28 protein-coding genes are annotated in these 26,994 nt (G+C 64.9%); 14 read left to right on the forward strand and 14 right to left on the reverse strand.

Annotation, left to right across the window (positions count from 1 at the left end; translation table 11 throughout):
* Nucleotides 1-149: 149 nt before the first annotated feature.
* Nucleotides 150-1,259 carry an enolase C-terminal domain-like protein gene (locus G6N15_RS17345; RefSeq protein ID WP_083086653.1) on the reverse strand — a complete coding sequence of 370 codons (1,110 nt, stop codon included), beginning with the start codon at nucleotides 1,257-1,259 and terminating at the stop codon, nucleotides 150-152.
* A gap of 75 nt (nucleotides 1,260-1,334) precedes the next feature.
* Here G6N15_RS17345 and G6N15_RS17350 point away from each other — a divergent pair, with 75 nt between their 5' ends.
* The 4 genes from G6N15_RS17350 to G6N15_RS17365 all read left to right on the forward strand — a co-directional run bounded on the left by G6N15_RS17350 (nucleotide 1,335) and on the right by G6N15_RS17365 (nucleotide 5,501).
* A complete protein-coding gene (locus tag G6N15_RS17350; protein ID WP_083086655.1) occupies nucleotides 1,335-3,119 on the forward strand; it encodes a glycoside hydrolase family 15 protein in 1,785 nt (594 codons plus the stop codon).
* 109 nt (nucleotides 3,120-3,228) lie between these two features.
* Entirely contained in the window at nucleotides 3,229-3,678 is a 450-nt protein-coding gene (locus tag G6N15_RS17355) for an oxidoreductase (protein ID WP_083086760.1), read from the forward strand.
* Nucleotides 3,679-3,696: 18 nt separating this feature from the next.
* Nucleotides 3,697-5,184, forward strand: coding sequence for a molybdopterin-dependent oxidoreductase (locus tag G6N15_RS17360; RefSeq protein WP_083086658.1), 1,488 nt, complete (start codon nucleotides 3,697-3,699; stop codon nucleotides 5,182-5,184).
* Nucleotides 5,184-5,501 carry a hypothetical protein gene (locus tag G6N15_RS17365; RefSeq protein ID WP_083086661.1) on the forward strand — a complete coding sequence of 106 codons (318 nt, stop codon included), beginning with the start codon at nucleotides 5,184-5,186 and terminating at the stop codon, nucleotides 5,499-5,501. Before G6N15_RS17360 ends, G6N15_RS17365 begins: the two co-directional genes overlap by 1 nt.
* On the opposite strand, the gene G6N15_RS17370 is transcribed toward G6N15_RS17365, so the two are convergent.
* The 3 genes from G6N15_RS17370 to G6N15_RS17380 are packed head-to-tail and all read right to left on the reverse strand — an operon-like array spanning nucleotide 5,437 to nucleotide 8,152.
* A complete protein-coding gene (locus G6N15_RS17370) occupies nucleotides 5,437-5,823 on the reverse strand; it encodes a hypothetical protein (RefSeq protein ID WP_083086663.1) in 387 nt (128 codons plus the stop codon). The genes G6N15_RS17365 and G6N15_RS17370 overlap by 65 nt on opposite strands.
* A gap of 18 nt (nucleotides 5,824-5,841) precedes the next feature.
* Nucleotides 5,842-6,876 carry a YncE family protein gene (locus tag G6N15_RS17375; protein WP_083086665.1) on the reverse strand — a complete coding sequence of 345 codons (1,035 nt, stop codon included), beginning with the start codon at nucleotides 6,874-6,876 and terminating at the stop codon, nucleotides 5,842-5,844.
* Between the two features lie 52 nt (nucleotides 6,877-6,928).
* The gene (locus G6N15_RS17380) at nucleotides 6,929-8,152 is read right to left on the reverse strand and encodes a L,D-transpeptidase (protein WP_083086668.1); all 1,224 of its coding nucleotides are present in this window, start codon (nucleotides 8,150-8,152) and stop codon (nucleotides 6,929-6,931) included.
* Nucleotides 8,153-8,343: 191 nt separating this feature from the next.
* On the opposite strand from G6N15_RS17380, the gene G6N15_RS17385 reads away from it, so the two are divergent.
* The 5 genes from G6N15_RS17385 (at nucleotide 8,344) to G6N15_RS17405 (ending at nucleotide 15,684) form a co-directional block, all read left to right on the forward strand.
* Nucleotides 8,344-8,898, forward strand: coding sequence for a hemerythrin domain-containing protein (locus tag G6N15_RS17385; RefSeq protein ID WP_083086670.1), 555 nt, complete (start codon nucleotides 8,344-8,346; stop codon nucleotides 8,896-8,898).
* An 11-nt stretch (nucleotides 8,899-8,909) separates the two neighbouring features.
* Nucleotides 8,910-9,869 carry a TIGR03557 family F420-dependent LLM class oxidoreductase gene (locus tag G6N15_RS17390; RefSeq protein ID WP_083086672.1) on the forward strand — a complete coding sequence of 320 codons (960 nt, stop codon included), beginning with the start codon at nucleotides 8,910-8,912 and terminating at the stop codon, nucleotides 9,867-9,869.
* A 9-nt stretch (nucleotides 9,870-9,878) separates the two neighbouring features.
* Nucleotides 9,879-10,550, forward strand: coding sequence for a UdgX family uracil-DNA binding protein (locus tag G6N15_RS17395; RefSeq protein ID WP_083086674.1), 672 nt, complete (start codon nucleotides 9,879-9,881; stop codon nucleotides 10,548-10,550).
* Nucleotides 10,551-10,738: 188 nt separating this feature from the next.
* Nucleotides 10,739-12,547, forward strand: a complete 1,809-nt coding sequence (locus tag G6N15_RS17400; RefSeq protein ID WP_083086676.1) for a thiamine pyrophosphate-requiring protein — start codon at nucleotides 10,739-10,741, stop codon at nucleotides 12,545-12,547.
* Nucleotides 12,544-15,684: an FAD-binding and (Fe-S)-binding domain-containing protein gene (locus G6N15_RS17405; RefSeq protein WP_083086677.1), complete on the forward strand. Its 3,141-nt coding sequence runs from the start codon at nucleotides 12,544-12,546 to the stop codon at nucleotides 15,682-15,684. The genes G6N15_RS17400 and G6N15_RS17405 overlap by 4 nt, the downstream gene beginning before the upstream one ends.
* Nucleotides 15,685-15,691: 7 nt before the next feature.
* Here the strand turns inward: G6N15_RS17405 and G6N15_RS17410 are convergent, their stop codons facing one another.
* On the reverse strand, nucleotides 15,692-17,128 hold the full coding sequence (locus tag G6N15_RS17410) for an HNH endonuclease signature motif containing protein (RefSeq protein WP_083086680.1): 1,437 nt from the start codon (nucleotides 17,126-17,128) through the stop codon (nucleotides 15,692-15,694).
* A 113-nt stretch (nucleotides 17,129-17,241) separates the two neighbouring features.
* A complete protein-coding gene (locus tag G6N15_RS17415) occupies nucleotides 17,242-18,285 on the reverse strand; it encodes an SDR family oxidoreductase (protein ID WP_083086682.1) in 1,044 nt (347 codons plus the stop codon).
* Between the two features lie 104 nt (nucleotides 18,286-18,389).
* Here G6N15_RS17415 and G6N15_RS17420 point away from each other — a divergent pair, with 104 nt between their 5' ends.
* Genes G6N15_RS17420 through G6N15_RS17430 form a run of 3 tightly spaced genes read left to right on the forward strand, consistent with a single transcriptional unit; the run spans nucleotide 18,390 to nucleotide 19,840 of the window.
* Nucleotides 18,390-18,761, forward strand: coding sequence for an ArsR/SmtB family transcription factor (locus G6N15_RS17420; RefSeq protein ID WP_232070266.1), 372 nt, complete (start codon nucleotides 18,390-18,392; stop codon nucleotides 18,759-18,761).
* 9 nt (nucleotides 18,762-18,770) lie between these two features.
* Nucleotides 18,771-19,208: an SRPBCC family protein gene (locus G6N15_RS17425; RefSeq protein ID WP_083086687.1), complete on the forward strand. Its 438-nt coding sequence runs from the start codon at nucleotides 18,771-18,773 to the stop codon at nucleotides 19,206-19,208.
* A gap of 17 nt (nucleotides 19,209-19,225) precedes the next feature.
* Complete coding sequence (locus G6N15_RS17430; protein ID WP_083086762.1) at nucleotides 19,226-19,840, forward strand: maleylpyruvate isomerase family mycothiol-dependent enzyme; 615 nt, start codon at nucleotides 19,226-19,228, stop codon at nucleotides 19,838-19,840.
* On the opposite strand, the gene G6N15_RS17435 is transcribed toward G6N15_RS17430, so the two are convergent.
* Entirely contained in the window at nucleotides 19,841-20,287 is a 447-nt protein-coding gene (locus G6N15_RS17435; protein ID WP_083086690.1) for an anti-sigma factor antagonist, read from the reverse strand.
* A 153-nt stretch (nucleotides 20,288-20,440) separates the two neighbouring features.
* On the opposite strand from G6N15_RS17435, the gene G6N15_RS17440 reads away from it, so the two are divergent.
* Nucleotides 20,441-21,043, forward strand: coding sequence for a TetR/AcrR family transcriptional regulator (locus G6N15_RS17440; protein ID WP_083086693.1), 603 nt, complete (start codon nucleotides 20,441-20,443; stop codon nucleotides 21,041-21,043).
* Here G6N15_RS17440 and G6N15_RS17445 read toward each other — a convergent pair.
* On the reverse strand, nucleotides 21,033-21,689 hold the full coding sequence (locus G6N15_RS17445; protein ID WP_083086696.1) for a DedA family protein: 657 nt from the start codon (nucleotides 21,687-21,689) through the stop codon (nucleotides 21,033-21,035). The two genes, G6N15_RS17440 and G6N15_RS17445, sit on opposite strands and share 11 nt — an antisense overlap.
* Before the next feature lie 50 nt (nucleotides 21,690-21,739).
* Nucleotides 21,740-22,528: an SGNH/GDSL hydrolase family protein gene (locus G6N15_RS17450; protein WP_083086698.1), complete on the reverse strand. Its 789-nt coding sequence runs from the start codon at nucleotides 22,526-22,528 to the stop codon at nucleotides 21,740-21,742.
* A gap of 78 nt (nucleotides 22,529-22,606) precedes the next feature.
* On the opposite strand from G6N15_RS17450, the gene G6N15_RS17455 reads away from it, so the two are divergent.
* Nucleotides 22,607-23,395 carry an IclR family transcriptional regulator gene (locus G6N15_RS17455; protein ID WP_083086701.1) on the forward strand — a complete coding sequence of 263 codons (789 nt, stop codon included), beginning with the start codon at nucleotides 22,607-22,609 and terminating at the stop codon, nucleotides 23,393-23,395.
* 4 nt (nucleotides 23,396-23,399) lie between these two features.
* Here the strand turns inward: G6N15_RS17455 and G6N15_RS17460 are convergent, their stop codons facing one another.
* Genes G6N15_RS17460 through G6N15_RS17480 form a run of 5 tightly spaced genes read right to left on the reverse strand, consistent with a single transcriptional unit; the run spans nucleotide 23,400 to nucleotide 26,992 of the window.
* Nucleotides 23,400-24,116: a class II aldolase/adducin family protein gene (locus tag G6N15_RS17460; protein ID WP_083086703.1), complete on the reverse strand. Its 717-nt coding sequence runs from the start codon at nucleotides 24,114-24,116 to the stop codon at nucleotides 23,400-23,402.
* On the reverse strand, nucleotides 24,113-24,907 hold the full coding sequence (gene hcaB / locus G6N15_RS17465; RefSeq protein ID WP_083086705.1) for a 3-(cis-5,6-dihydroxycyclohexa-1,3-dien-1-yl)propanoate dehydrogenase: 795 nt from the start codon (nucleotides 24,905-24,907) through the stop codon (nucleotides 24,113-24,115). The genes G6N15_RS17460 and hcaB overlap by 4 nt, the downstream gene beginning before the upstream one ends.
* Nucleotides 24,904-25,134 (reverse strand): dihydrodiol dehydrogenase, encoded by a 231-nt coding sequence (locus G6N15_RS17470; protein ID WP_083086707.1) that lies wholly within the window; start codon nucleotides 25,132-25,134, stop codon nucleotides 24,904-24,906. The genes hcaB and G6N15_RS17470 overlap by 4 nt, the downstream gene beginning before the upstream one ends.
* Complete coding sequence (locus tag G6N15_RS17475) at nucleotides 25,131-25,655, reverse strand: 3-phenylpropionate/cinnamic acid dioxygenase subunit beta (protein ID WP_083086709.1); 525 nt, start codon at nucleotides 25,653-25,655, stop codon at nucleotides 25,131-25,133. The genes G6N15_RS17470 and G6N15_RS17475 overlap by 4 nt, the downstream gene beginning before the upstream one ends.
* Complete coding sequence (locus tag G6N15_RS17480; protein ID WP_083086711.1) at nucleotides 25,652-26,992, reverse strand: Rieske 2Fe-2S domain-containing protein; 1,341 nt, start codon at nucleotides 26,990-26,992, stop codon at nucleotides 25,652-25,654. The genes G6N15_RS17475 and G6N15_RS17480 overlap by 4 nt, the downstream gene beginning before the upstream one ends.
* Nucleotides 26,993-26,994 lie beyond the last annotated feature (2 nt).

Here is a 26,994-nt window from a genome sequence, read left to right on the forward strand (position 1 = left end):
CCTCCAAAACCCCTTGAGCTCGCCACGGTCTGGTCGGAGGAGAACACCGGGCGGGCCGCGGTCTACAACGAAAGTCGTCGCAGCGAAGCAAAACGTTACACCGGCTAATTAAGTCGGAGCTGTGAGTTACCGCGGGTCCGTGGACGGAACTAGCCCACCCGGAACTTGTCGAGGTCAGCCTGCTTGACGGTCAGCCCGTGACCTGGCGCGGTCCGGTCCGGACGCAGCACGCCCTCCGGCTGAGGGTCCAAAACCCCGTCGAAGGCCATACCTTCGATTCGCACGTGGTCGTGGAAGTACTCCAGATGCCGCAGATGCCAGATCGCCGTGCCGACCTGGCCGCTGATCTGAGGCGCGCAATGCAACGACAGATCCATGCCGCGGGCGTCACACAGCGCGGCGACCTTGAGAACCCCCGTGATCCCCAGTGCGCGGGTGACGTCGGCCTGTAAGCAGTCCACCGCGCCCGCGTCGAGCATGTGGTGGAAATACGGTAAGTCGTAGCCGTATTCGCCCGCGGCGATGTCCATCCCCGGCGGTCCTTGCTCGCACAGCTGATGTAGCCCGTCGAGATCGTCAGAGGTCACGGGTTCTTCGAACCACCGCACGTCGTACTCGGCGAAGCGTTCGGCCCACAGCAGCGCTTGTTTGCGGTTGTATGCGCCGTTGGCGTCGACGAACAGCTCGGCCGTATCGCCGATCGCGGATCGGGCGGCGGCCACCCTGTCGACGTCAACCGAAGGGTCGCGGCCCACCTTCATCTTGGCCCGCGGTATGCCGGCTTCGACCCAGCCGGACAGTTGGGCCTGCAGTGTGTCGTTGTCATAGGAGGTGAACCCGCCGCTGCCGTAGAGCGGGGTGGCGTCGTGCACCGCGCCGAGCGCGACCACGAGTGGTTCGTCCAGCAACCGTGCCCGCAGGTCCCACAACGCGATGTCTACCGCGGAGATCGCCTCGGCCACCACCCCGGGCTTGCCCAGGTTGCGCACCGCGTGCTGCATCTCCGCCCACCGGGCCGGGGGCTGCAGGGCGTCTTTACCCTTGACCACCTCCGCCAACTTCGACTCCACCACGGTCACGACAGGGGTCCCCGCATAGGTGTAGCCGGTGCCGGTTTTGCCGCCGGCGCGTGCGGTAACCAGCACGAAGGTCGTCGAATCCCACGACAACGTGCCATCGGACTCGGGAGCATCGGTGGGAATCGTGTAAGCGGAGGCTTCGACGGATTCGACGGGTACGGCGTCGGCATGCACGGTCATGTTCGGTGACTACCCGCAACACAAACGGGGTATGCCCTGCATCGACCAGGTATGTGGCGCGGGCGAAGGGTCAAGATGCAGCAGAAATCAGCACTCGCCGAAGAGCTTGCGCCGCATGTACTTCGGGAATACGCGTTGCTGGCCGACGGTGAACGGGGAATTGTCGTCGGACCACGCGGTGACTGCTGTTGGATGTGCGTGCCCCGCTGGGACAGTCCAGCAGTGTTCAGCGCTCTGCTGGGCGGTAACGGCATCTACGCCGTGTCACCGGACCACCCGCGGTTCGTCTGGGGCGGCCGATACGAAGAGCGGTCGTTGATCTGGCGGTCTCGCTGGGTGACCACCGATGGGATCGTGGAATGCCGTGAGGCACTGGCCTTTCCGGGTGACCCGGACACCGCGGTAGTGCTGCGTCGCATCCGCGCGCTGGACGGGCCCGCGCGCGTCCGGATCACGCTAGACCTGCGCGCGAACTTCGGCGCCGACAAAATGCGCGACCTTGCCAAAAACAACGGCGTGTGGACGGGCCGATCGGGCCCGCACCGATTCCGCTGGAGCGGGGCCGGCGAAGCACGCCGCCGCGACGACGGGGCGCTGCAAGCGGTCGTAGATGTCACGCCCGGCCACGACCACGACTTGGTGTTGGAAGTCTCCGATCAAGAACTCCCCAAAGAACCGGTGCGACCCAACGACGCCTGGCGCGACACCGAACAGGCTTGGGGCAACGCGGTTCCCGGCTTCTCCGGCACCTTGGCCGACCTCGACACCCAGACCGCGTACGCGGTCCTGCGCGGGCTGACCAGCAGCGGGGGCGGCATGGTGGCGGCGGCGACGATGTCGCTGCCGGAACGCGCCGAACAAGGCCGCAACTACGACTACCGCTATTGCTGGATCCGCGACCAGTGCTACGCCGGGCAAGCCGTCGCCGCCGCCGGCGCTTACCCGCTGCTCGACGACGCCGTCCAATTCGTGAGCGAACGTGTGCTCGCCGACGGTCCGGGACTCAAGCCCGCGTACTCGGTGCTGGGCAAGCCACCTCCCGAAGAACAGGACCTAGACCTGCCCGGCTATCCCGGTGCTGACGTCAAGACCGGCAATTGGGTGACCGACCAGTTTCAGCTCGACGCGTTCGGCGAGGCGCTGCTGCTGCTGGCGGCAGCCGCACGGCTCGACCGCCTTGACCGCACCACGTGGCGCGCCGTCGAGACGTTGGTCCGGGCGATCGAGGACCGGTGGCGCCAGCCCGATGCCGGCATCTGGGAAATAGACGATCGCCGCTGGGCCCATTCGCGGCTCATCTGCGCGGCAGGGCTGCGAAGCATCGGCCGGCAGGCGCCCGCGCGGCAGGGGGCCGAGTGGCAACACCTGGCCGACCGCCTGGTCGCCGACGCCGATTCGGATTGTTTGCACCCGAGCGGCAGATGGCAACGCGGACCCGACGATCCGCGCATCGACGCTGCGCTGTTGATGCCGTCGATCCGCGGAGCGATCCCGGTCAACGATCCACGCACGGTCGCCACGCTCGAGGCGGTGCGCAACGAGCTGGGCTACGACGGCTTCGTGTATCGGTTCCGACCGGACGAGCGGCCACTGGGTGATGCCGAAGGTGCTTTTCTGCTGTGCGGTTTCCTCATGGCACTGGCCGATCATCAGTGCGGCAACGATCTTGCGGCCGTCCGATGGTTTGAACGCAACCGCACCGCCTGCGGACCACCCGGATTGTTCACCGAGGAATTCGACGTGCGGCAGCGGCAGCTGCGCGGCAACTTACCGCAGGCCTTCGTGCATGCGCTGCTGTTCGAAACGGCGCATCGACTCGCCGACGGATGCGGCCCTTCGGTCGGCGCCGGGACCGCATGAAACCACGGCGGACCTGCCAAGGAAGCGTTTGCCAGACAGCGTCGCGGGGTACGTAGCCGCCGTGGAGCCGGTCGACAGAAAGCTCGTCGAACTCTGGAAGCGCAGCAAGATGTACCGGATGTTGCGGTTGGGCGGCTACGTCGCCTTCAACGTGCCCCGGACCGTCACGGCGCTCGGTGGAGGGCTGCTGCTGGGCATCGTCGTGGCACACCTCTACGTCCTGGCCAGGGAGACAGCGCTGCCGGTGTATTTCGTCGTCTACGCCACCCTGCTGATCGCCGGGTGCGTGCTGGCCGCGGGCACCATGTGGCTTGCCGTGAATCCTCGTATTCCACAACTGGGTTGGTTACTGGGCGACCTGGTATCGGTGGTTTTCCTCGGCCTGTATCTGGGCAGTCGGCCCGTCGCCCTGCCGGGGCTGGTAGCGCTGACCGGCCGCTGGGACGTCGCACCCGGCTCGTTTGCGGGCGCGTTCGCGCTGGGCTTCATCGCGGTGCACATGTCGGTGCTTCTGGGCATCAACGTCGCCTACCCGCAACGACAGAACTGGCACGACTAACGGGAGAAGGCACCGAGGATGACGTTCGACTACCCGCTGTGGCTGCGGATCGACCACTGGCTCAACGTCCTCTTCCTGACGTTGCTATTGCGCAGCGGGTTCGAGATTCTGGGCACCCACCCCAAGTTGTATTGGCACGAGGACAGCAAGCCCGGCACCGAGTGGGCACGGTTCACCACGAAGGAAATGCCGACCGACAAGTTGTACGACACCCTCGACGAGGAAGAGTCCTACAGCTCGATCATCGCGTTGCCCGGCCATAAGAAGCTGGGGATGGGTCGGCACTGGCACTTTTTCGCGGTGATCGGCTGGATTCTCGTCGGAGCGTCCTACTACGTCCTGTTGTTCGCCACCGGCCAATGGCATCGCTACTGGCCCTACTCGTGGTCGATCTTCGCCGACGCTTGGAACGACATCGTCGCCTATATGACGTTCAACCTGCCGCCGCTGTTGCCTGGCGAACCGCTTGATGCCATCCAAAAGCTGACATACGCCGCTGTCATCTTTCTGCTCGCCCCGTTCCAAATCCTCACCGGCGCTGCGCAGTCGCCGGCAGTCGAGGCACGTTTCCCGTGGTACGTCCAAATGTGGGGCGGACGGCAATGGGCCCGCAGCCTACATTTCTTCGGGCTGGTCGCCTTCCTGATCTTCATCGTGATCCACCTGTCGATGGTGTTCTTCTGGGGCTGGGGCCAGCTGAACGCCGCGATGATTTTCGGCGCCGTCCGCAACATCAACTGGGCGACGTTCTGGTCGTTCGTGCTGATCGGCACGATCGTCGCCGTCCACGTCGCCGCGACCAAATGGAGCCTGCGCCGACCGGACCAGGTTCACCGCATCCTGGGCGCCATCAACACGCGGGTCAAGCTGATGTTGTTGCGGCCGTTGAATTCTCGGCAGAACTACCCGGTGAGCAAACTGTCTAAAGAACACCGCGTCAACGGCAAACCACCATGCTCGCCCGAGTACAAGATCATGGCGGTGCACAACTTCGTCGACTGGCGGCTGCGGGTCGGCGGATTGGTGGAAAAGCCGGTGACCCTCGATCTGGCCGCATTGCGTGCTCTGGGCGAACCGGAAACTCAGCGGGTGCTGCACAACTGCGTGCAAGGCTGGACCAGCATCGGTCAGTGGAGCGGTCTGCACCTGAGCAGCCTGGTGGAGTATGTCAAACCGCTGCCGCAGGCGCGCTACATCTGCTTTCTGAGTATGCAGGACAACAGTCGCGACGAGCCCAGCTCCGACGGCCTGGGGCAGTTCTACGAAGTCATGGATCTCGAACTGGCCTACAAGCCGCAGACCATTCTGGCCTACGAGATGAATGGCAAGCCGTTGCCGATCAAGCACGGCGCGCCGCTGAGGTTACGGGTCGAAACTCAAGTCGGGTTCAAGATGGTCAAGTGGATCAACCAAATCGAGTTCGTCGACGACCACCGCGGCATCGGCATGGGTTTCGGCGGCTGGCGTGAAGACAACATCCACTACGACAAGGACGTGGAGATCTGATGTCCGACTGGGTTCGTCCTGAACTGGTCAGCCTGAATGAGGCTGAGCGCGAATGCGTTCTCGAGCAGGTCAGCGCCAAAGGCGGACAGTGCCAGGCTTGTGGAGCAACGGAATTCGACGTCGGTGATGCGCTCTACCTGGGGTTCCTGTTCCTCGACGAGGAGGACGACGCTTACATGGTGGCGCTGACGTGTCGCAACCCGGACTGCCCCAAGCCGCGCACCGGAATCAAATTGCGGGAGAAGGACTTCCTCAGCCGCGACGCAAACGCCGCGCGCGCCGCGAGCTGGACCGTTGAGCTCCCGCGTGGCGCTTAGCCTTTGCCGGTGGCGAATCGGTGAACACCGGGTGAGCCAGGTCGAATCGGTTGATCAGATCCGACAGTCCGCGCAGTTCATCGCACAGCGCCTGGAATCGGCGTTCGTCGGCCTCGCTGAGGATTCCCTGCGCACTGTAATGCACTAACCGCCGCAGCCGTCCGGCCAGCGCCGCGCCCCATCTGATCGAAAAGTCGTAGCTCTCGCCTTCCGCCAGTTCTTTTTTCGCACCGAGCTGCTTCAGCGCCTGGATTTGCTCGTTGAGCAACTCGAAGTCGTCGTCGACGCCGATCGGTGTGCGGCTCTGCGGTGTCGCGGTCATCGGCTTCTCCGTATCTCGTCACAAGTGTGGCTTGGCGACGCTGACCACATAGTCGGTGCCACGCAAAGTGAGGAAGACTCGGTGTGGTCCAATCGCCATCCCCGACAGCTGCGCCGACTTCACCTGGCCCGGGCGCAGACTCGAGCGGTAATCAACCACGTGGATGATGTGCATGGTGTCGTTCGGGTAGCCGCCGTAGCTGTTGATCTCGAGCGTCACCAGTTGCTGGTCGGTGGCGACGTAGACCCGGGTGTCGTCGGTGCCGATATAGCGCACCGGAAACGACGGCAGTTGCGCACGACCGGCGACGCCCAATCCTTCGCCGCGCCGCTCGGAGTCCACCGAGTTGAGCACAGGGTGGTCGTGGTCGGCGACATAGATGCGGGTCACCTTCGTGTTGTTGCCCGCCCACGCGGCGACGTCCGTGGCCATTGCGCCACGCTCCTCCGGAGGCGACGAGGGTCCTTTGTAGTAGCGGATTCCGGACGGGCCGAAGAGGTGGTAGCTGATCTCGCGTCCGCGGTTGGAGCCGTCGATCGAGTCCGCGCGATCTCCGGTGACCTTCGCAGTCGGCAACTTTCGGTAGCCGTACTGATCCACCGGTGTCACCGAGGACCCGTCGGCCGACAGCGCCAGCAGGATGCGCATGCCGGCGTCTTCAGCCAGGTACGCCGGGGCAGGGCCGGCGTCGAACTCGTCGACCTGGCGCAGAGTTCCGAGGTCGACAACCGCCACCTTGTTCCGGCTCGGCTGCGGCACGAACACGTGCCTGTCGTCCATTTGGCTGATTTGGAGGTTGCGCCCGAGCGGCATCGGCTGGGTCAGTCGTGTCTTGGCGTTTTCCGGGCTCATGAGATCGCTGATCTCGGCGAGGCGACCGTCGTCGGTCATCCCGAGCAGCGATTGAGTGCCATAGGACCATATCGGGTCGTGCAGCGTTGCACCGATCGACCGGACCGTCACTTCGGGCGTGCTCTCCGGTTGCGTGGGGCTCGAACAGCCCGCCGCCACGATCGCGGCGGCGGCCACTGCCCCGCACCAACGCCATGTCACGTCGGTGCTGTACCCCGGCTTATGCCCCGTTACACCTGGTTGGCGCGGCGATTCAGTGCAGCGCGCTGCCTTTGCGCCACTGATCCCATGGCATGGTCCAATCGCCGTTCTGCTCCAGCTGCAGTGGCGGGCCACCGGTGTTGCGCACCTCGAAGACATCGCCCGGCTGCGAGAAGCCGAAGAACCACTGCGCATTCTCTCCGTTGATATTCAGGCAGCCGTGCGAGGTGTCGGTGTTGCCCTGAGCCCACACGGTGCTGTCCAGCTCATGGACATAGATGCCGTCGACACTGATCCGCACGGCGTAGTTGATAGTTTCGCGGTAGCCCAGCCGTGAGTTCTTCGGCAGACCGTACGTCGAAGAATCCATCACGACCGGATTGCCCTTGTCGAGCACCGTGTAGATGCCCGGCGGCGTCCAAAACGACATGGTCCGCCCGGCGATCTCCTGGGTGCCGCCCATTCCCATCGACGTGGGCATGGTGCGCACCAGTTTTCCGTTGTCGAAAACGCTGATCTGCTTGGTGGTGTCATCGGCGATGGATATGTGCGAGTCGCCGATTTTGATCGAGACGTGGCTGTCTTCTTGCCCGAATATCCCTTTGCCCACCGGGATTCCGTAGATGCGTGCGTCCACGGTGACCGTCGTACCGGGTGCGTAGTAGTGCTCGGGACGCCAGTGCACATTCTGGCCGTCGACCCAGTACCACGAGCCCTGCACCGGTGGGGACGTGGTCACCGACAGTGCGCGTTCGGCAGCGGCCCGGTCGGCGATCTCTTCGTCGAAGTGCGCGACGATGACCTGTCCTATCCCGTAAGTGCCGCCGTCTTGCAGGGGTTGCTCAGAGGTGTTGGTGAACGTGACCTTGGTTTGGTTCGGGGGAGTCAAGGTAGAGAAGGTGGCGACGTTGTGGCCGGGCACTCCGCTGGGCCCGCGGCTGTCGACGGTGATGGTGTAGGTGCGGCCATACCCAAGCGGCACCACCGGCTTCCAATAGGTGTTGTCGGGGGTCATGACGCCCTGCACTGGCTTACCGCTGTCGTTGACCATCCGCACATCGGTCAGCGTGCCGGTGTCGGCGACCACCGACACCTTGGCAATCGGGTCGACGTCGTGTGCGCCCGGCCCTGGAGTGATCTTCACCGCCGCAGGCTTGCTCTCGGTGGCCGCGGGCGACAGCTTTCGGTCGTGTGCACACCCCGCCAAAACGACCAGTCCCGCCACCGCGCCGCAAAGGACCACACGCCGCCGACGCAGCCATGACGATCGTGCCATCACACCGCCCGTTTAAGTTGTCGCATGAGGTCGTTCACATACCCGCGCAGGGCATTTTGATAAACCGATTCTCCTCCGGCCACGGCTGCTAGGGCTGGCTGTCCGCCGCGTTTCGTGGTCCAAACCGCCGGGTAGTCGGCAAGGGCGCGCCAACAGCCCAGGCGTGCAATCCGAACTATCAGGAGGAGATCATGGCGAGTGTTAAATCAGCGACCGATGTGACGCAGTTCCTCGTGAGCCAGCATGAGCGGATCAAGTCTTTGTTCGAAGAGACGTTGAACGCCAGCGGCAAGGAGCGCGAGAAGTCATTCATCGAACTGCGGCGGTTGCTCGCGGTGCACGAAGCCGCGGAGGAGGAGATCGTCCACCCGCGGGCCAAGCGGAAGATCGCCGACGGCGACAAGGTAGTGGCTGCACGGCTGGAGGAGGAAAACGAAGCCAAGAAGGTACTCACCGAGTTGGAGAAGCTCGACGTCGATTCCGAGGAGTTCACCGACAAACTGACCAAGCTCCGCGATGCCGTCGTCGACCACGCAGAGCACGAGGAACACGAGGAGTTCTCCAAGCTCGAGGAGGAGCTGGACCAAGACGAGCTCAAGCGGATGGGCCGCGCCGCCGAACTCGCCGAAGCGATCGCGCCGACCCGTCCGCACGCCGGGGTGGAGTCACAGATTTCCAATCTGATGGCCGGTCCCTTCGCGGCGATGATTGACCGCGCCCGGGATGCCATCCTCGGGAAGGGCTGAGCGGGCCCAGCATGACGACATTGGGATACCTGCTCACGTGCGAGGAATTCGATCCCAAAGAGTTGGTGCGCCAAGCCGTTCGAGCCCAGGCCGCTGGGTTCGAACGGCTTTGGATTTCCGACCACTTCCATCCATGGAACGACAAGCAGGGCCAGAGTCCATTCGTGTGGTCGGTGATCGGCGCCGTTTCGCAGGCCTGCTCGCTGCCGGTCACCACGGCCGTCACGTGCCCGATCATGCGGATTCACCCCGCGGTGATCGCGCAGGCCGCAGCGACCTGTGCCGTCCAACTCGACGGGCGATTCGCGCTGGGCGTGGGAACCGGCGAAGCGCTGAACGAACACATCACCGGCGAGCACTGGCCCACCTCGGCCATCCGGCGGGACATGCTTGAGGAGGCGGTGACGGTGATCCGCAAGCTGTTCTCCGGCAAGCAGATCAGCCACCACGGGCCTTATTACACCGTCGAGAATGCCCGCATCTACACGCTGCCGGATGAGCCGCCGCCCATCTACATGTCGGGCTTCGGCCCGAAGGCTGCCCAACTGGCGGGCCGCATCGCTGACGGCTTCCAATGCACCATGCCGTCAGCGGAGCTGCTCAATGTATTCCGAGATTCCGGAGGCGCCGGAAAACCCACTCAAGCGGGTTTCAAGGTCTGCCACTCGATGACGAAAGCGGAAGGCCTACGCAGCGCACATGCCCTGTGGGCCAATGAGCAGTTGCCGGGGCAGCTCAGCCAAATCCTGCCTACCCCAGCGGACTTCGAGCAGGCATCCAGCCTGGTTCCGGAGTCTGCGGTAGCGCAAACGGTGCCGTGCGGGCCCGACGCCAAGCCCTACATCGACCGCATCCGCCAATTCGCCGATGCTGGGTTCGACGAGGTCTACGTCCAGCAAATCGGGCCGGAGCAGGACCGCTTCTTCGACTTCTGGGAGTCGGAAATCGCGCCCGAGCTCGCCGCGGCGTGAGGAGCCGTCATGGCGACAGCACAGAAGACCAGCGCGGCGAGCTACTTGCCGGAGGACCGCGACCTCGAATCACTCGAGGCCGCGGCGGGCGTGTGCCGGGGCTGCTCGCTGTACGAAAACGCCTCGCAAACGGTTTTCGGTCACGGCGACTCGCGCGCGCCCATCATGCTGGTGGGTGAGCAGCCCGGTGACCGCGAGGACATCGAGGGTCTGCCGTTCGTGGGTCCGGCCGGCCGGCTGCTCGCCCGCGCGCTCGACCAGGCGGGCATCGATCCGGAACTGACGTACCAGACCAACGCCGTCAAGCACTTCAAGTTCACCCGCAAGAACGGCAAGCGCCGCATACACCAGAAACCCAGCCGCACCGAAGTGGTTGCGTGCCGACCCTGGCTGATCGCCGAAATCGAGGCGGTGCGACCGCAAGTGCTCGTGTGCCTGGGCGCCACAGCGGCGCAATCTCTTTTGGGCACCGCGTTTCGGATCTCCGCGCACCGGGGCGAGGTGATGCATCTGCCCGCAGAGGCGGACATCCACGTCACGCCGGAACCCCAGGTGCTGGCGACCGTTCACCCGTCGGCTGTGCTGCGCGACCGCAGCGAGCGTCGCGACGAGGCCTACGGGTTATTCGTCGACGACCTTCGCAGCGCGCGCAGCGCTATGGCCAAGCGCAAACGCGCCTAGCTGTTTGGCCTGTATAGCGACGGGTACACCCCAAGTGTGGCCATCGGCACCGCCACCGCCGCCATGGCAAAACACCCACCGCCGCACGTCCCCAAAGCGGCCGGCGGTGGCGCGCCGGTGGTCCACCTCCACGCCCATAAATCCAACGCACGCACTCGCGTGCGGCACTGTCTGACCAAGGAGCAATGATGCCCAATACCGCAGACTTCATCCTGGAACGCTTGCGGCAGTGGGGGATTCATCGAATCTTCGGCTATCCCGGCGACGGCATCCTGTCGATGCTCGGGGCGCTCGACCGGGCCGGGGGCGATCCCGAACTGATTCAGCCGCGGCATGAGGAGATGGCGGCGTTCATGGCCACCGGCCATGCTAAATTCACCGGGGAGATCGGCTGCTGCCTGGCGACCTCGGGCGGGGGCACCATCCACTTGCTCAACGGTCTCTATGACGCCAAGCTCGACCACTACCCGGTGGTGGCCATTGTGGGTCAGCAGAAAAGGATGTCGCTGGGCGCGGCCTTCCAGCAGGAGATCGACCCCAACACGCTGTACAAGGATGTGTCTTCGGACTTCGTCCAGACCTGTATGGCGCCGGTGCAAGCCCGCCACCTCGTCGACCGGGCGTGCAAGGTGGCGCTGAACAACCGCACGGTGGCGACGATCATCTTGCCGGAGGACGTGGCGATGGCCGAGGCCGAGCCGTCGCCCCCGCGGATGCACGGCGCGGTGTTTTCCAGCGTGGGCTGGACGAGGCCGACGATGATTCCGCCGGATTCGGAGGTGAAAAAGGCAGCCGACATCCTCAACGCCGGCAAGAAGGTGGCGATCCTGGTCGGGCAGGGTGCGGCCGAGGCGTCCGACGAGGTGGTCCAGGTGGCCGAGCTGCTCGGCGCGGGCGTAGCGAAGTCCTCACTGGGTCGCGCTGTCCTGCCCGACGACCTGCCCTACGTCACCGGCCCGATCGGGTTGCTGGGGTCCACCGCCAGCCAGGCCATGATGTCCGGCGCTGACACCCTGTTTTTCATCGGCACCAGCTTCCCGTACGCGGAGTGGCTGCCGAAGGAAGGCCAATGTCGCGGCGTGGAGATCAATCGCGACGGCCGGATGATCGGCACCCGCTATCCGATGGAGGCCAACCTGGTCGGCGACTCGAAAGAGACTCTGCACCAACTCATTCCGCTGCTGAAGCGCAAGGATGACAGGTCGTGGCGGTCGAAGATCGAGAAAGAGGTCGCCGAATGGTGGCGGGTGCTCGACAAGCGGGCACATGACAAGGCCGATCCGCTCAACCCCGAGCTGGTAGTGCACGAGCTCTCCAAGCGGTTGCCCGACAACGCGATCTTGACCACCGACGCCGGGTCGGTGGCCAACTGGTGGGCCCGGCATTTGAAGATGCGCCCAGGCATGGCAGCGTCTTTGGCGGGGAATTTGGCCACCATGGGTCCGGGCACACCATATGCCATCAGCGCCAAACTGGCCCAGCCCGGCCGCCCGGTGATCGCGCTCGTCGGCGACGGTGTGTTCCAGATGAACGGGCTGGCGGAGATGATCACCGTCAAGCGGTACAGGGATCGGCTCTCCGACGGTCCGCTGATCTTCTGCGTGTTCAACAACCAAGACCTCAACCAGGTGACCTGGGAACAGCGGGCAATGGGCGGTGAACCCAAGTTCGAAGGCTCGCAATACATTCCGGATGTTCCTTACGCCGAATTCGCCAACCTCCTCGGCTTGACCGGTATCCGCTGCGACAGCCCGAAGACGATCGCTGAGGCCTGGGAGCAGGCGCTGTCGGCCAACCGCCCGGTGGTTTTGGAGGTGGTTGTCGACGCGGATATCCCGCCGGTGCCGCCGCACATCAAGAAGGAAATCGCGAAGAAGACCGCCAAGGCGGTCATGAAAGACCCCGATCGGGTCAGCATCGCCACCAAGGGCGCCAAGCAGAAGATGCACGAGTTCACCGAGTCGCTCAAGCCATCCTCCCGGAAGTCCGACGAATGAGCCTGCGCGTCAACGGCCGAACACAAACCATCCCGGCGCGCCCGGACACCCGGTTCACCGCCGGGATGGCGACGATCGACAAGGTCAACGTCGCCGGCCTGGAAGGCCAGCTGCGTCGAAATGTCAGCGGCGAGGTGCGGTTCGACACGGCCACCAAGGCGATGTACGCCAACGATGCCTCGAATTTCCGTCAGGTGCCCATCGGGGTCGTCGTCCCGAAGACGCTCGACGACATCGTCGAAACTGTGCGGGCCTGCCACGCCTATCACGCACCGGTGTTGTGCCGTGGCGGGGGAACCAGCCTGTCCGGCGAAACGGTGAACGTCGCTGTGGTTATCGACTTCTCGAAGTACCTCACCGAGATCGTCGACATCGACGCCGACCGCCGCCTGGCCACTGTGCAGACCGGTGTGATCAACGAGCAACTCAACAGGGCCACCGGCGAATACGGGTTGGTGTTCGGTCCCGACCCGTCGTCGCACTCGCGGTGCACACTGGGCGGAAACATCGGCAACAACTCGTGTGGGGTGCATTCGATCCAGTCGCACCTGTACGGACCGGGACCGCGTACGTCGGACAATACCCACGCCCTGGAAGTCATTACCTACGACGGCGCCCGGTTCTGGGTCGGTAACAACGAAGAGGAGCGGCTGGACGCGATCATCGCCGAGGGCGGCCGCAAAGGAGAAATCTATGCGGCGCTTCGGGATCTGCGCGACGAGTATGCCGACGACATCCGCGGTGGGTTCCCCAGCGTCGATGAACTGCCGCGGCGGGTGTCGGGGTACAATCTCGATGAGCTGCTTCCCGAGAAGGGTTTCAACGTCGCACGCGCGCTGGTCGGGACGGAAAGCACCTGCGCGGTGGCGCTAACCGCCACCGTGATGCTGACACCGGCGATGGCCCACCGCACCCTGGTCGTCATCCAGTACGACACGTTGGGCGAGGCGGGCGACGCGGTGCCGGACATCATGGCGTGGAAGCCGATCGGTCTGGAAGCGGTCGACCACATGCTGGTGCACGACCAGGAGTTGACCGGCAGCAACGCCGCCGGACGAGCAGCGTTGCCGCGGCCCAAATCCACCGGCGCCTGGTTGTTCGTGCAATTCGGATCCGATGAGCCTGGCGAATCATACGGGCGTGCAGGGGATTTCGTCGGCTGGCTGCGGAAGAAGAAGAAATACGACGACGACCGCATCGTGTTGGCCCGCAGTAAACAAGACGGTGGGAACAGCGACGAGCTGTGGTCGATCCGCGAAGCGGGGTTGGGGTCGACCGCGTTCCCGAAAGACAGCGGTGACCACTGGCCGGGGTGGGAGGACTCCGCGGTGCCGCCGCACCGGGTTGGCGACTATGTGCGCGATCTGCAGAGGTTGTACGCCGACCACGGTCTACGGGGCGCCATGTACGGGCACCTGGGGGAGGGCTGCATCCACTCCCGGATCAACTTCGACTTGCGCCACCACGACGGGCTGGTGACGTATCGGCGGTTCATGGAAGCCGCCGGCGACCTGGTGGCGTCCTACGGCGGGTCGATGTCGGGCGAGCACGGTGACGGGCAGCAGCGCGCCGAGCTGCTCGGCAAGCAGTACGGCCCGCGGCTGCTGGAAGCGATGCGGCGGTTCAAGCTGATTTGGGATCCCGAGTGGAAGATGAACCCGGGCAAGGTCATCGACGCCTACCGGTTCGACGAGAACCTCAAGCTCGGCCCGAACTACAACCCGCCGCGCCCCAAGGTGAAGTTTGCTTACGAGGAGGACGACGGCGATTTTGCTCATGCGGCGCTGCGGTGCGTCGGTGTGGGCAAATGCCGGGTGCCGCAGGCTGAGATGACCATGTGCCCGAGTTATCAGGTGACTCGGGAGGAGAAGCACTCGACGCGCGGACGCGCGCGGCTGCTGTTCGAGATGCTGCGCGGCGAGGTGATCACCGACGGCTGGCAGTCGAATGAAGTGGCCGACGCGCTGGATCTGTGTCTGGCATGCAAAGGCTGCACCAGCGATTGCCCGGTCAACGTCGACATCCCCACCTACAAGGCGGAATTCCTGTACCACCACTTCCGGTCACTGCGGCGGTGGCGTCCGCGTTACGCCTACGCGTTCGGGTTTATCGACCAGGCCGCGCGGCTTGCCAGCGCGATGCCCGAGCTGGCGAACTTCGCGACGCAGACGCCCGTGGTTTCCCGGATAGCGAAGGCGCTGGGCGGGATTGACCGACGCCGGCCGCTTCCGACGTTTGCCCCGATGACGCTGCAGCAATGGTTCGCCAACCGTCCGGTGGTCAATGCCGGTGGGCCGCGGGTGGTGCTTTTGCCCGACACGTTCAACAACCGGTTGCACACCGACGTCGGCGTCGCCTGCGTGGAGGCACTGGAGGCTGCCGGCTGGCAGGTCGTCATGCCGCAAGGGCATATCTGTTGCGGACGACCGCTCTACGACTACGGGTTCCTCGATGTCGCTGAGCGCTACCTGCACCATGTGATGTCGCGGCTGCGCAGCGAAATCCGGGCCGGCACCCCGATTGTCGGGATGGAGCCCAGCTGTCTGGCCGTGTTCAAAGACGAGCTGGGCAAACTCCTGCCGCACGACGACGACGCGGATCGGCTGGCGCGCAACAGCTATCACTTCGCGGAGTTTCTGGACAAATTCGACGTCGAGCTTCCGTCGGCATCGGGTGCACGCGCTCTGCTGTGGGGTCACTGCCACCAACGTGCCACCGGTGGGGTCGATGCCGATCAGCAGATTTTGGAGCGGATGGGCGTTGACGTCGAACCGATCTCCGGTGGCTGCTGCGGGCTGGCCGGATCGTGGGGGTTCGAGGAGGGCAAGTACCAGCTGTCGTTAGACTGCGGTGAGCAGGCGCTGTTGCCGGCGATCCGGAAGAACCCCGACGCCGTGGTCGTGGCCAACGGATTCTCGTGCCAGACCCAGATCACCGACGCGGGTGCGGCGTCGCCACTGCATCTGGCTCAGGTAATGGCCATGGCACGCGAATCCGCGGACATCCGTTCTGCCGGGCCGCCGAGCCGACCGGAACCCGAGACGCGCGTCCGCGCCACCCGAGTGGCGGTGCCAATCGCCGCAATTGGTGCTGCGGCGGCCGGTGCGTCATGGGCGCTGTGGTCAGCCCGGCGGTGACCGGACCTTAGAAGGGCGGTGGCTCGTTTGGGTCACCGAATGGTGCCGCTCGGGCGAGGCGGTCGGCGCGGTTTTGGTTGCGTTCGGTGGTGATTCGTTGTGATCGTTGCTGGGCGCGGGTGCGCCGTCTGGTGGGCATCATCGCCGTGCGCTCACCGCAGCGGTCGTTGACCGGTGGCGCCGGTTCGGGCAGCTCGCCGGTGGGCACGCTCAGCGCGGGAAACAGGATCGCGCTGCCCGGGCTGGTGACATAGGTGCGCCCATCCGGAAGCGTCCAGATCAGCGTGCCGTCAGCCAACTGTTTGTCACGCCAGCCCCAAAAAGTCTTGAGCAAGTGATGCTTTCGGCATAGCGCCTTCAAATTCGAGGGATGCGTGGCGCCACCATCGGCATAGGGGATGGTGTGGTCGATGTCGCAATACACCGCCGGTTGACTACAACCCGGAGCACGACAGGTCAGATCGCGGCAGCGCACAAACTCTGCCAGCTTGGCCGAGGCCACATACCCCGGTTCCGGTGGGGCATCCAGCGGATGGACTACCGGGCACAACCGCGCCGATTTGGCCAACTCGGCAACCACCTCGGCCGGAATCAACCCGTCCGCACCGGCCATATACCCCGGCGTGGCCCCGGTACCGGCGACGGTGTCGTGCTGGGCCACCACGTGAATCACCGTGGTGTGCGGCCGGCGAGCACCCCGGCTTTGGCTGCAGTCGGGATCCCCGCAGGTGCAGGCCAGCCGATCCGCACCGGCCACCAGCGCATCGAGCGCATCGGCGCGCCGCTGCGCGCGGGTGCGCGGATCAGCCGCACACACCGTGGCCGCCAGCTCATCCAAACGCCGATCCAGCGCCCGCCCGGTGCTGGCGAACACATTGCCGTACACCTCGGCGATCCCGGACTGCAATTCCGACACATCCAGATAGCGGTCCTTGACTTCTTTTCTGGTGCGCCGCACCGCGTCCGGATCGTGGCGGGCCACAATGGCGTCCACCCGCATCGCCAGGCTGGAGCGGCTCAACGACGGCCAGCGCGGTGCCCGCGCCGCAATCTGCGCGTCGACCGCGGCCAGCGCCTTTTCGTCGGTGATCAGCGCGGTGCGATTGGCGATGGTGTTAAACATCGGGTAGTTGATGTCACCGGACGCCAAACACTCGCCCACCTTGGGCAAGCGTTCGCGCAGGATCAGCGCATCGGTCATATAGCCCGAGGCCGTCTTAGGCCCCACCCGCAGCGCCGCGGCCAACTCACGGGCAATCTCATCCCACAAATCCGCCGCCCACTCGGGCTGCTCGCCATACTGGCGATCCCGCAACGCAATCAGGTCCGCCACCGCATTCAACCGGCGGCCAGTGGCCTGGGCCTCACTGCGCGCCGCCGCACACACCTCATCCATCAACGCCACCGACTCCGCCGTCGCCGACAACACCATGGGTTCGAACATACTTGCGATGGTAGTAGAAGGGGGGTGACACGCAACCACGCCGGAAGCCGTCGCTGGGGATCAAAGCGCAACTGTTGATAACACCCCTGAAAAGGGCATATGCCGCTTGCAGGTCACTGCTGCAAGTGGCGGCGCCCCCAATCAGATGCTGCCAGCGCACCTGCCGCCAGCGCCCCGCCCACCAATGACAATCGATGCCGGACTGCCCAGAACTGCGGACTGTGGCCGTGTGCTTGGTCATCGAAGACACCGTGGGCCCCGAAGTCGCGACCGCCCGGGCCGTCAAGTGGCTCCCACAGATTGGCCGGCCGGCCAGAACTGATCGGCTGATCGGTCTGCTGGGAGCTGTAACCGTTGCGGGCGAGGTAGCGGTCGAGCAGCGCCGGCGCGACCCGCTGACCTGAGATCGTGGCAACGGTGCTGGCTCCGACCCAATACTGCTTGCGGCGCGGATGGTCCAGGGCATGGATGACGCCGCGGGCCGCGACTTCCGGTTGGTAGATCGGCGGCACCGGCTGCGGATGCTTGCCCAGCCGCGACAGCACCCAGGAGAACTGCGGGGTGTTGACCGCCGGCATCTGTACCACGGTCACCCGAACCTTGCTGCCGTCGTGCAACAGCTCGGTACGCAGCGATTCGGTGAACCCGTTGACCGCATGCTTAGCGCCGCAGTACGCCGACTGCAGCGGAATCGCGCGATTACCCAGCGCCGAACCCACCTGCACGATCACTCCGGAATCTCGCGGCAGCATCCGCTTCAGCGCGGCCATCGTGCCATAGACGAAGCCGAGGTAGGTCACCTCGGTGACTCTGCGGAATTCGTCCGGCTCAATCTGTGCGAACGGCGCGAACACCGACGTGAACGCGACATTGATCCATGCGTCGATCGGGCCGAATCGCTCCTCGACACGGTTGGCCGCCTCGTCGACCGCCCCGTAGTCGGATACGTCGGTCGGGATTGTGAGGGCCTCACCGCCGGCTTCCTTGACTTCGGCGGCTGCCGCCTCCAGTCCCTTTTCGCCGCGCGCCAACAGACCGACATGGGCGCCGCGCTGGCCCAATAGTTGCGCAGTCGCACGGCCGATGCCGGCGCTCGCTCCGGTGACCACGACGACCTGTCCGCTTTTGGTGCGTCGTCGAATTAAGTTGAATGCCATGGCGTTGCCTCTACCCCGGCACCAGACTCGTAAACATCGCCGCAAACTCAGTAAGCAGCGACGAACGGTTGACTCAGGCTAACCGTTCGTCCATACTTACCGATGTGGCTGCTTCGGTCGACGCCGTGCTGGATGCTCTGGGAGACCCCACTCGGCGCGCCATCCTGGAGAAGCTGACCGCCGGTCCGATCGCGGTGGGAGTGCTGGCCGACCAGCTGCCGGTGTCTCGGCCTGCGGTTTCACAGCATCTGCGGGTGCTCAAAAACGCCGATCTGGTCGTCGAATCGGTCGCCGGCACCCGACGGCTGTATCGCATCAACCACTCCGGGTTGAAGGCTGTGCGCGACTACCTCGACAGGTTCTGGGAGTCCGCGTTGGACAACTTCGCCATTCTTGCCGCCGCCGAAGCGGAGGCCGACAACCGCAAGCGATCGGCCTCCAAGAAGGCCGACAAGGGCCGCCCTGCCAAGAAGTGAGGAGCACTGATGGGTACTGAATCCGCTGCCGCCGTTGAAGTCGTCCGGTCGGTGAGTGTGCCACTGCCCCAAGCGCAGACGTTCGAGTTGTTCGCCGAGGTGGTGGTCGAACCCCGCAGCGGCGGGCGCTGGTTCGAGCGTGGTGTGGACGGCAGCGAATGCCTCTGGGGTCGGGTCGCAGCATGGGATCCACCGCGAAAAGTGGTGCTGCTGTGGCAGATCGGCGCGGACTGGCAGTTCGACCCCAACTTCGAGACCGAGGTCGAGGTGACGTTCACCGATGACGGAGCGGGTCGCACCCGCGTGGATCTGCGGCACCGCAACCTCGAACGCTACGGTGACAGTGCTGAACAGATGCGCGCGATCTTCGACGATCCCAGCGGCTGGGCCGGTACCTTGGCTCGCTTCGCCGGGGTGGCAGCCGAGACCGCACACCGCAAATCATGACGCAGGACTCGGCCACCATGCAGATGGCCTGCGAGGAGCGGGCAGACTTCGCCGACCTGCTCGCCGGACTATCCCCGCAGCAGTGGGAGCATCCAAGCTTATGTGAGCGCTGGCGCGTCAAAGACGTTGTGGCCCATGTGCTTAGCTATGACGAGCTGAGCCGTGGAAAGCTGGTGTGGCGCTTCGTCAAAGGCGGATTATGGCCGAGCCGCATCAATGCGATCGGCGTCGCCGAGTGCGCCACCCGCTCGCCCGAACAGCTCACAGAACTGATGCGGGCATGTATCCCGCCGCGCGGTCTCCCGTCGGGTTTCGGCGGCATGATCGCGCTGACCGACGGGATGGTTCATCAGCAAGACATCCGCCGACCGCTCGGGATTCCCCGCACTATTCCGCCGCAGCGGCTGCGCACCGTGCTCAATTTCGCGCTGAAATCCCCAGCCCTACGTGGTGCTCGCCGCACCCGCGGTGTGCGGATGGTCGCCACCGACCTCGACTGGGCCTACGGCAGCGGCCCCGAGGTCAGCGGACCCGCAGAAGCGCTGCTGATGGCGATGGCCGCACGACCGGACGCACTGAACCAGCTGTCTGGGCCCGGCAAAGATGTTCTGGCCCAACGCATCTGCGGTTAGTTACTCGGGGACGGCAACCGCCGACAAGGCAGCATCCACACTTTGGTCGACAGGCAGCAGACCGGTCAGCCCGCAGGCCGCGACGGTACGTGCGACGACCGGCTGCAGGCTGACCAGGCGCAGCTCGACACCGCGACCGCGGCACCGCCTCGCCTGCTCGGCCAGCACCGAGAAGGCGCAGCAGCCAATGAAATCCAGGCCGTTGGTGTCAACGACGAGCGGTCCCGGTGGGCTGACCGCAGCGGCCGCCTCGTCCAATAACCGCCGCCAGGTGTTCTCGTTGCATGCGTCGACCTCACCGCCGGCGTAGACCATCACCGCCGAGCCGCTGCGCTGGGTGGTCGCCCGCAGTGTGCTGCGGGCGTCGCCCAACTCTGCGACCAGACGCGTGCTCAGCGTCAGATGGTTCAGGCTGCTAGGAAGGAATTCTGCCGCGGAGACATTCATCGTGGACTCCTAATCGTCTGGCGCTTGAGCGCCGGCGATGGATGTCCGTCCTACTCGTCTTAAGACAGACTGTGAAACTTTGCAGGTTTCTTTTCTATAACGAGACAGGTCGGTCTGTCTATAGAGGGGGGGTAAGAGTATGGTAAGGCAGCTATGACGAGCGCAGATGTCGCATCGATTGCGACGGCGTCCGCTCGGGAACGCATCTTGAGCACGGCGTACGACCTATTCACCCGGCGCGGTATACGCGGGGTGGGGACCGACGAGGTCGTCGAGCGGGCGGGTGTTGCCAAAGCTACGCTCTACCGTCATTTCCCCAGCAAGGACGACCTTGTGCTGGCGGTGCTCGAACGCCGCGAGCAACTGTGGACCCTCGGTTTGGTCGAGAGCCAGTCGCGGCTGCGCGGCAACACCCCCGAAGAACAATTACTGGCGATTTTCGACGTCTTCCACGACTGGTTTGCCAAGCGCGACGGCTTCGAGGGTTGCTCGTTCATCAACGTCTTGCTCGAGATGGGTGCCGATCATCCGGCCGGGCAGGCCTGTGTCGCCTACCTGGACAACATTCGAGACATTGTCCGTCAGCGCGCTCAGGCGGCCGGGTTGCGCGACGTCGAGGACTTTGCGCGCTCGTGGCACATCTTGATGAAGGGCTCGATCATCTCTGCTGCCGAAGGCGATGTGGAAGCGGCGCAGCGGGCAAAAGCCATGGCGCGCATGCTCATTGAGCGCCACCGACCTCCGGTCAGCCAGTAGCACTGCCGGACTTGGCGGCGTGCTCGGCTTCGAGTTCGGCGATGGCGCGGGAGGTGCGTTCCCGCAGCAAGGCCGCAGCGATGGCGCCGGCCACCACGGCGACTACCAGGGCGATCCAGGAAAAGCGGGTTAGCCAGCGCTCGGCGGCGACCCCGGCGAAGTAGATCAGCGCGGTGGTCCCGCCCGCCCAGCAGATGGCGCCGGATACGTTGGCCACCAGAAACCGCCGATAGCGCATCTTCAGTGCGCCCGCCAGCGGGCCGGCGAAGATCCGCAGCAGTGCGATGAACCGCCCGAAAAACACCGCTCGCGCGCCCCAGCGGTCGAACAGCCGCTCGGCGAAGGCGACGTGCCCGGGACCGAAGTGCTTGGGGAAACGTCGCCCCAACCAGTCGAAAAGCGGCATCCCGAGCCGACGGCCAACCGCGTAACCGATCGAGTCACCGACCGCCGCTCCGATCACCCCGGCGGCACCGACACCGACCGGGTTGACCGCCAGTTCGTGGTGCGACGACATCAGCGCCGCCGTGACCAGCACGATCTCACCGGGAAGTGGGACGCCCAGGCTTTCGACTCCCACCACGGCGCCCACCACGAGATAGACCGTCAGAGGCGGGATCGCCTGTAGCAGGGAGACGACGGTCATGGCAACCAGGATGCCTGACCCGGCCGCAGAGCGCGCGCCGGGCCGCCGCGTCAGCCGTTGCGCGATGCGCCGCTGTCGGACGTGACGCTCTGCAAATGAGGTCGTTTGGGTATTCGCCCGTCACCGGAGGACCGCCCGCGAAGTCGCCGCCAGACCCATGGCAGCAACAGCGTCTGGGTCCAGCGCAGCTGCGCGTAGGCGCGCGTACCCGGAGAGGGCGGCGTGGCCCCACAACTTGATAGCGCCCAATCATGGTTGCTGCCAGGAAGGTTCAAAGCTTCGGCGGCGGCCGCCGCAAACAGCATGTGTCCTTTAGTCGATGCGTGAATGCGATCGAAGCTCCAGGTGTCGAGGTCTCGCATCGAGGCCGCGGTGTAGAGATCGACGAGTCCGAAACCGTAGCGCTGCGCCGCTGCGCGGATTACGTCGTTGATGCGAGCCACCCGCGATGCCAGCAGCCGTCCGACCGGCAGAAGTTTGGCGATGTCGGGAAACGTTGTCGTTACGACGGTCGCGCCAGACTCGGGGAGTCGCGCGTAGAGCCGGTCAAGGTCGGCCAAGGCTTGATCGAAAAACCGTCCCGGGCGGGTGACGTCGTTCATGCCGACGCACACGGTGATCAAATCCGGGTGCATGCCCAGTGCCTGCGGCAGTTGATCGTCCAGCACCTCGCGCACCCGCCTGCCCCGGACGGCCAGATTGGCGTACTGAAGCCCGGGATAGAGCAAGTCAATGGCGGCGGCCAGCCGGTCAGCGAATCCGATCAGCCCGGCTGAGTCGTCGCCGTCCCACAGCCCTTCGGTTTGGCTGTCTCCGATCGCAACGTATCGGCGAAACATCGGCTCATGCTAACGAGCAACCGCGCAGTCGAATCGCAAGCATGATGTTCGTAAGCTATCGCAGGTACCGTTTCTGACATGCCGGAAAAGAGGCAGCGTGCCGCCGACTCGCAGACGCCGCAGTATCCGATCGAGTCGGTCGACAATGCGCTGAAGCTGCTGCTGCTACTCGGTGAGCAGCCCGAGATCCGGTTGAGCGAGGCGACTCGCTATCTGGGGGTGGCATCGTCGACCGCGCACCGGCTGCTGGCGATGTTGGCCTACCGGGGGTTTGTTCGCCAGGACCCCGTGTCGAAGGCTTACGGCCCGGGGCCGGCGTTGACCAGCGTGGCGTTTGCGATCTTCGGCCGCATCGACATTCAACGGACCGCGACACCGGTGATGCGTGCGCTCAGCGAGCGTCTGCGTGAAACCGTTCATGTCGGCATGCTCGACGGCGCCTCCGTACGGTTCATCGCCGCGGTGGAAGGCCCCACCGCTGTCCGGGTGGCGTCGCGACTGGGCCGCACCATGCCCGCGCATTGCACCTCGACGGGCAAGGCCATGCTCGCGCAGTTGTCGGAACAAGAACTGCATCAGCTGCTGCCTAACGAAGAGCTGGAACGCATTACGCCGCATTCGATCGGCAGGCGCACCGCACTGGAAGCCGAGCTTGTGCGGGTGCGCGAACGCGGCTATGCCGTCAACCGCGAAGAAAGCGAGGAAGGCGTGGCGTCGGTTGCGGTGCCGATACCGACCCGGGCACCCGGGCTTGCGCTGGCGTTGAATCTCGCTGCACCGCAACATCGGTTGCCCAAGTCGCAGTATTCGGCAGTCGCGGCGGCTATCGTCGAGGCGGCCAAGGAGATCGGTGACCAGCTCGGCTGAACCGCTATTCGATTCGGGCGACTTCGTAGCGCCATGCGGCGTCGACGTTGAAGCCCGGGCCTAAGTCAGGGAGGTCATCCCAGTCCCGGTCGTCGATGTCGTGCAGGCTGCCGCCGGCCGCCCGGACCCGCAACGACATTTTCGCAAGCGCGTCGAGGCTGATCGCCTGCAACACGGCCTGCTGCACACTGGTTGCGGCACTGGTGATTCCGTGCCCGCGGCAGATGACAATCGGTTGGCCGCGCATCGCGGCCACCATTTCCTTGCCCAGCAGTGGGTTTCGGATCAACACCGCGCGCTCGTACACCGGTACTCCGTCGCGTGCGAGCCGCGCGCCCGCAATGTCGTAGGCCCCGTAGATCGGTCGCAGGGTGATACCGGCGAGGTCGGCGGCGACGACGGCCGCCGGGTGCAGATGCGCGACAGCACGCTGGTGTGGTTGCGCGAGCAGGGTTTCGACGTGGATGGCGAGCTCGTTGGGCACTCGGTAGCCGTCGAGTTCGCCGGCGGCCGCCTCGGTGCCGTCGAAGCGGATGAGCCGGATGTCGCTGGGTTGGGTGAATGCCACACCGCTGTCGGTGTCGCTGCGGCAGCGGATGAGCAGCCGTTCGTCGTCGACGCGCATGCTGAGGTGACCGAGAATGCCGTCGACCAACCCGCGGGCTGCCGCCACCCGGCAGGCTCGGGCGAGCAACCCGCGCTGCTCATGTAGGTCGGTCATGACTGTGCGCCCAGGCCGAACCCGCCGTCGGGGTGCGCGGTTTCGCCAGTGATGCCCCGCGACCGGTCCGAGGCGAAGAACACGAAACTCCAGGCGTGGTCTTCCGCCGACAGCGCGACGTTGAGCGGGTTGCGTGCGGCCAGGTCGCGGGCGCGGTTGGGGGCGTCGTCGAGGCGGATCTCGTCGAGCCCGAGGCTGGCAAGCCCCCGCAGGTCGGTGCCGAGCGTGCCGCCCGGTGCCACACCGTTGACCCGAATCTCGGGCGCCAGCTCATGGGCGAGGGTTGTGACCAGCCCGCGCACCGCGAACTTCGAGGACACGTAGAGCACTCCACCGCGTCCGGGGTAGAACGACGACGCCGATTCGGTCAAGACGATCGACGACCCGGATTCCGCCTGTAGCGCGGGCAAGGCTGCTTTGACCGAGTGCAGCAGGCTGAGCACGTTGCTGTGAAACATCTCGTCGAACGCCGTTGAGAGGTCGTCGGCGTCGATGTCGCTGATTCCCTTGTAGAAGTCGAAGATTCCGACACAGTTGACCAGGGTGTCGAGTCCGCCGAAGGCCTCCACCGCAGTGGCGACCGCCAGATCGTTGGCTGTGCGGGTGACCGCATCGCCTTCTACTACCGGCACTTTTTTGTAGTCGTGCCGCAGTGCGTCGCATTTATCCGCATCTCGTTCCAGCACGGCGACTTTGGCGCCTTCGGCGCGGAATGCCTCGACGACGGCCCGGCCGATTCCAGATCCGCCGCCCACCACCAGGGCGCGCTTGCCGTCCAGCCAGTCGCTCATGAGATCGGCCCGTCGTCCGGAAGTAGCGGGCCGTGCATATTGCCGACCATTGCCTCCAGTGTGCGCGTGTTCTGGCGCGTCAATGCCTCCAGCTCCAGTGCGTCCAAGCTAATCGACTGCCCGGATCTGGGGGCGGTGATCAGCAGTCGTGACCCGTTGCGGGTATCGACTCGGCGTACCTCAACTTCGGCGAATTCGTTGGCGATCGTGAGCGGTTTATCAGTCATAGAAACACCGCCAGGTTCTGCATGCGCAGCACCGACTCGTCGACGAGAACGGTGCGCTGCGCCAGTTTCCATTGTGCGCCGCAGAGGCGCAGCACGTCTTCGCGTCCGCACGACACAAGCGCCGCCTCGTTGACGTCGCCGCGACTGCGGAACAGCAGCTCGGCGGATTCCACGACCAGATGCGCGTCGTCGTGGCCGGTGAAGGTGCGCACATTGGTGACGAAGTGGCGCAGCCGCGATGGCGGATCCTCAGTCCAGGCGTGCTCGGTGGCAAACCGGGCAGCGCGCCGGCTCAGCGAGTACTTGTTCTCGTCGAAGTGCGCCATCCCTGGCAACGTATCGAAGCCAGCGCCGAGAGCGGTGGTGACACGCACCGGCATGACGTAGCGGATGTCGTCGGTCAGGGTGTCCAGCCACGCGTCATAGTCCTGGGCGTCGAGCAAATATGCCTCGTCGACCAGGAACTGATGCGCCTGGAGATGCCGAACATCATTGAACGGCAGTGGCTTTCGGCTCGTCATGGCGCCTCCAGGCAATCGGCCCACAGCTTGAGCAGCTGGCGTTGGTTGTTCTCGTTGTAGCCGACCTGCGCGCGCCCGGGGCCGTGGAACGATTCGGCGGCCAGCGCCTCCACTACCGGGCGGTCGTCGGCGAGCAGTCCCATCCGGCTGTTCAGCAGCAGCCGGCGTGCCATCGAACCGCCCGCAGTGTTGGTCAGCGATACCCAGTTTTCGACGTCGTCTTGCTCGAACATCCCCGTCGAGCCGAAACACATCAGGTACGCCTGATAGGACTTGTGCTTGTATTCCGGGGGAGCCGCGGAGTCCACGGCGAACCACGAGCACACCTCTGTCTCGTTCTCGCTGACCGGCTGCCACAGGCGGATTGAAATGAACGGCACTACCTGGTCCCTTCCGATTTGGGGGCCGTCGGCGACCTTAGGCCAGTTATGCACGAAGCTGAGGTTGGGGAAACACGAGGCGGCCGAGATCATGAACCCGTCGTCGCCGACGACTCGTTGCTGTCGTGGCGACCAGACCTCTTTGATCCGGTTGATCATTTCGTCGGGGTAGCCGACGTAGCGCAGGCGTTCTTCGAAGCTGCCCGGCGGGAGTTTGTAGGTGGTACCGCCGCCGCGGCCGGCCCAGTAGGTGGCGCCGTCTTTGCGTTTCTGTGCTTTCGGCTCGCGGAACAGCCCGATTTCGACGATCGAGGTGTGGGTGTGCGGCGTGTGGTACATGTCGCCGGCGAAGTTTTCGGCGCCGATCTTCCAGTTGGCCTTGATCCGCCAGCGCTGTGGTCCGCGTACTTCGAGGCCGTGGCGGCTCTGCTTGGTGTAGAAGTCCAGATAGAACCTGAAATCGCCGAGGAAGTCTTCCAGCGGTTGGGCGTGCGGGTCGATGCTGATGAAGATCAAGCCGTTGTAGGTGCCCAAACGCGGTGCGGGAACCAAGGTTTGGCTTTGTTTGGGCAACCCGTCGTCGCCGCCGTAGGCCTCGCGGTGAAACGGAAGCCCGATCAGCCGGCCGTCGTTGCGGTAGGACCAGCCGTGGTAGGGGCAGCGGAAGTTCGACGCATTGCCCATCTCGGCGCGGCACACCTGCATTCCACGGTGCAGGCACATATTGAATAGGGCACGGATGACGCCCTCAGAATCGCGCGCGATGATGAACGAGTCGCCAAGCACTCGACGTACGACGTAGTCGCCCTCGTTGGGGACCTCCGAGTCGTGGGCGACGAAGACCCAGGCCCGACTGAAAAGCCGCCTCTTTTCGAGCTCGAAGATTTCACGGTCGTTGTAGATGTGGGCCGGAATCATCCCGCGCCGGACGCTGTCGAAGACACGGTAGTCGGCCATGA

It is taken from the genome of Mycobacterium noviomagense, assembly GCF_010731635.1.
Taxonomy (GTDB): Bacteria; Actinomycetota; Actinomycetes; order Mycobacteriales; family Mycobacteriaceae; genus Mycobacterium; species Mycobacterium noviomagense.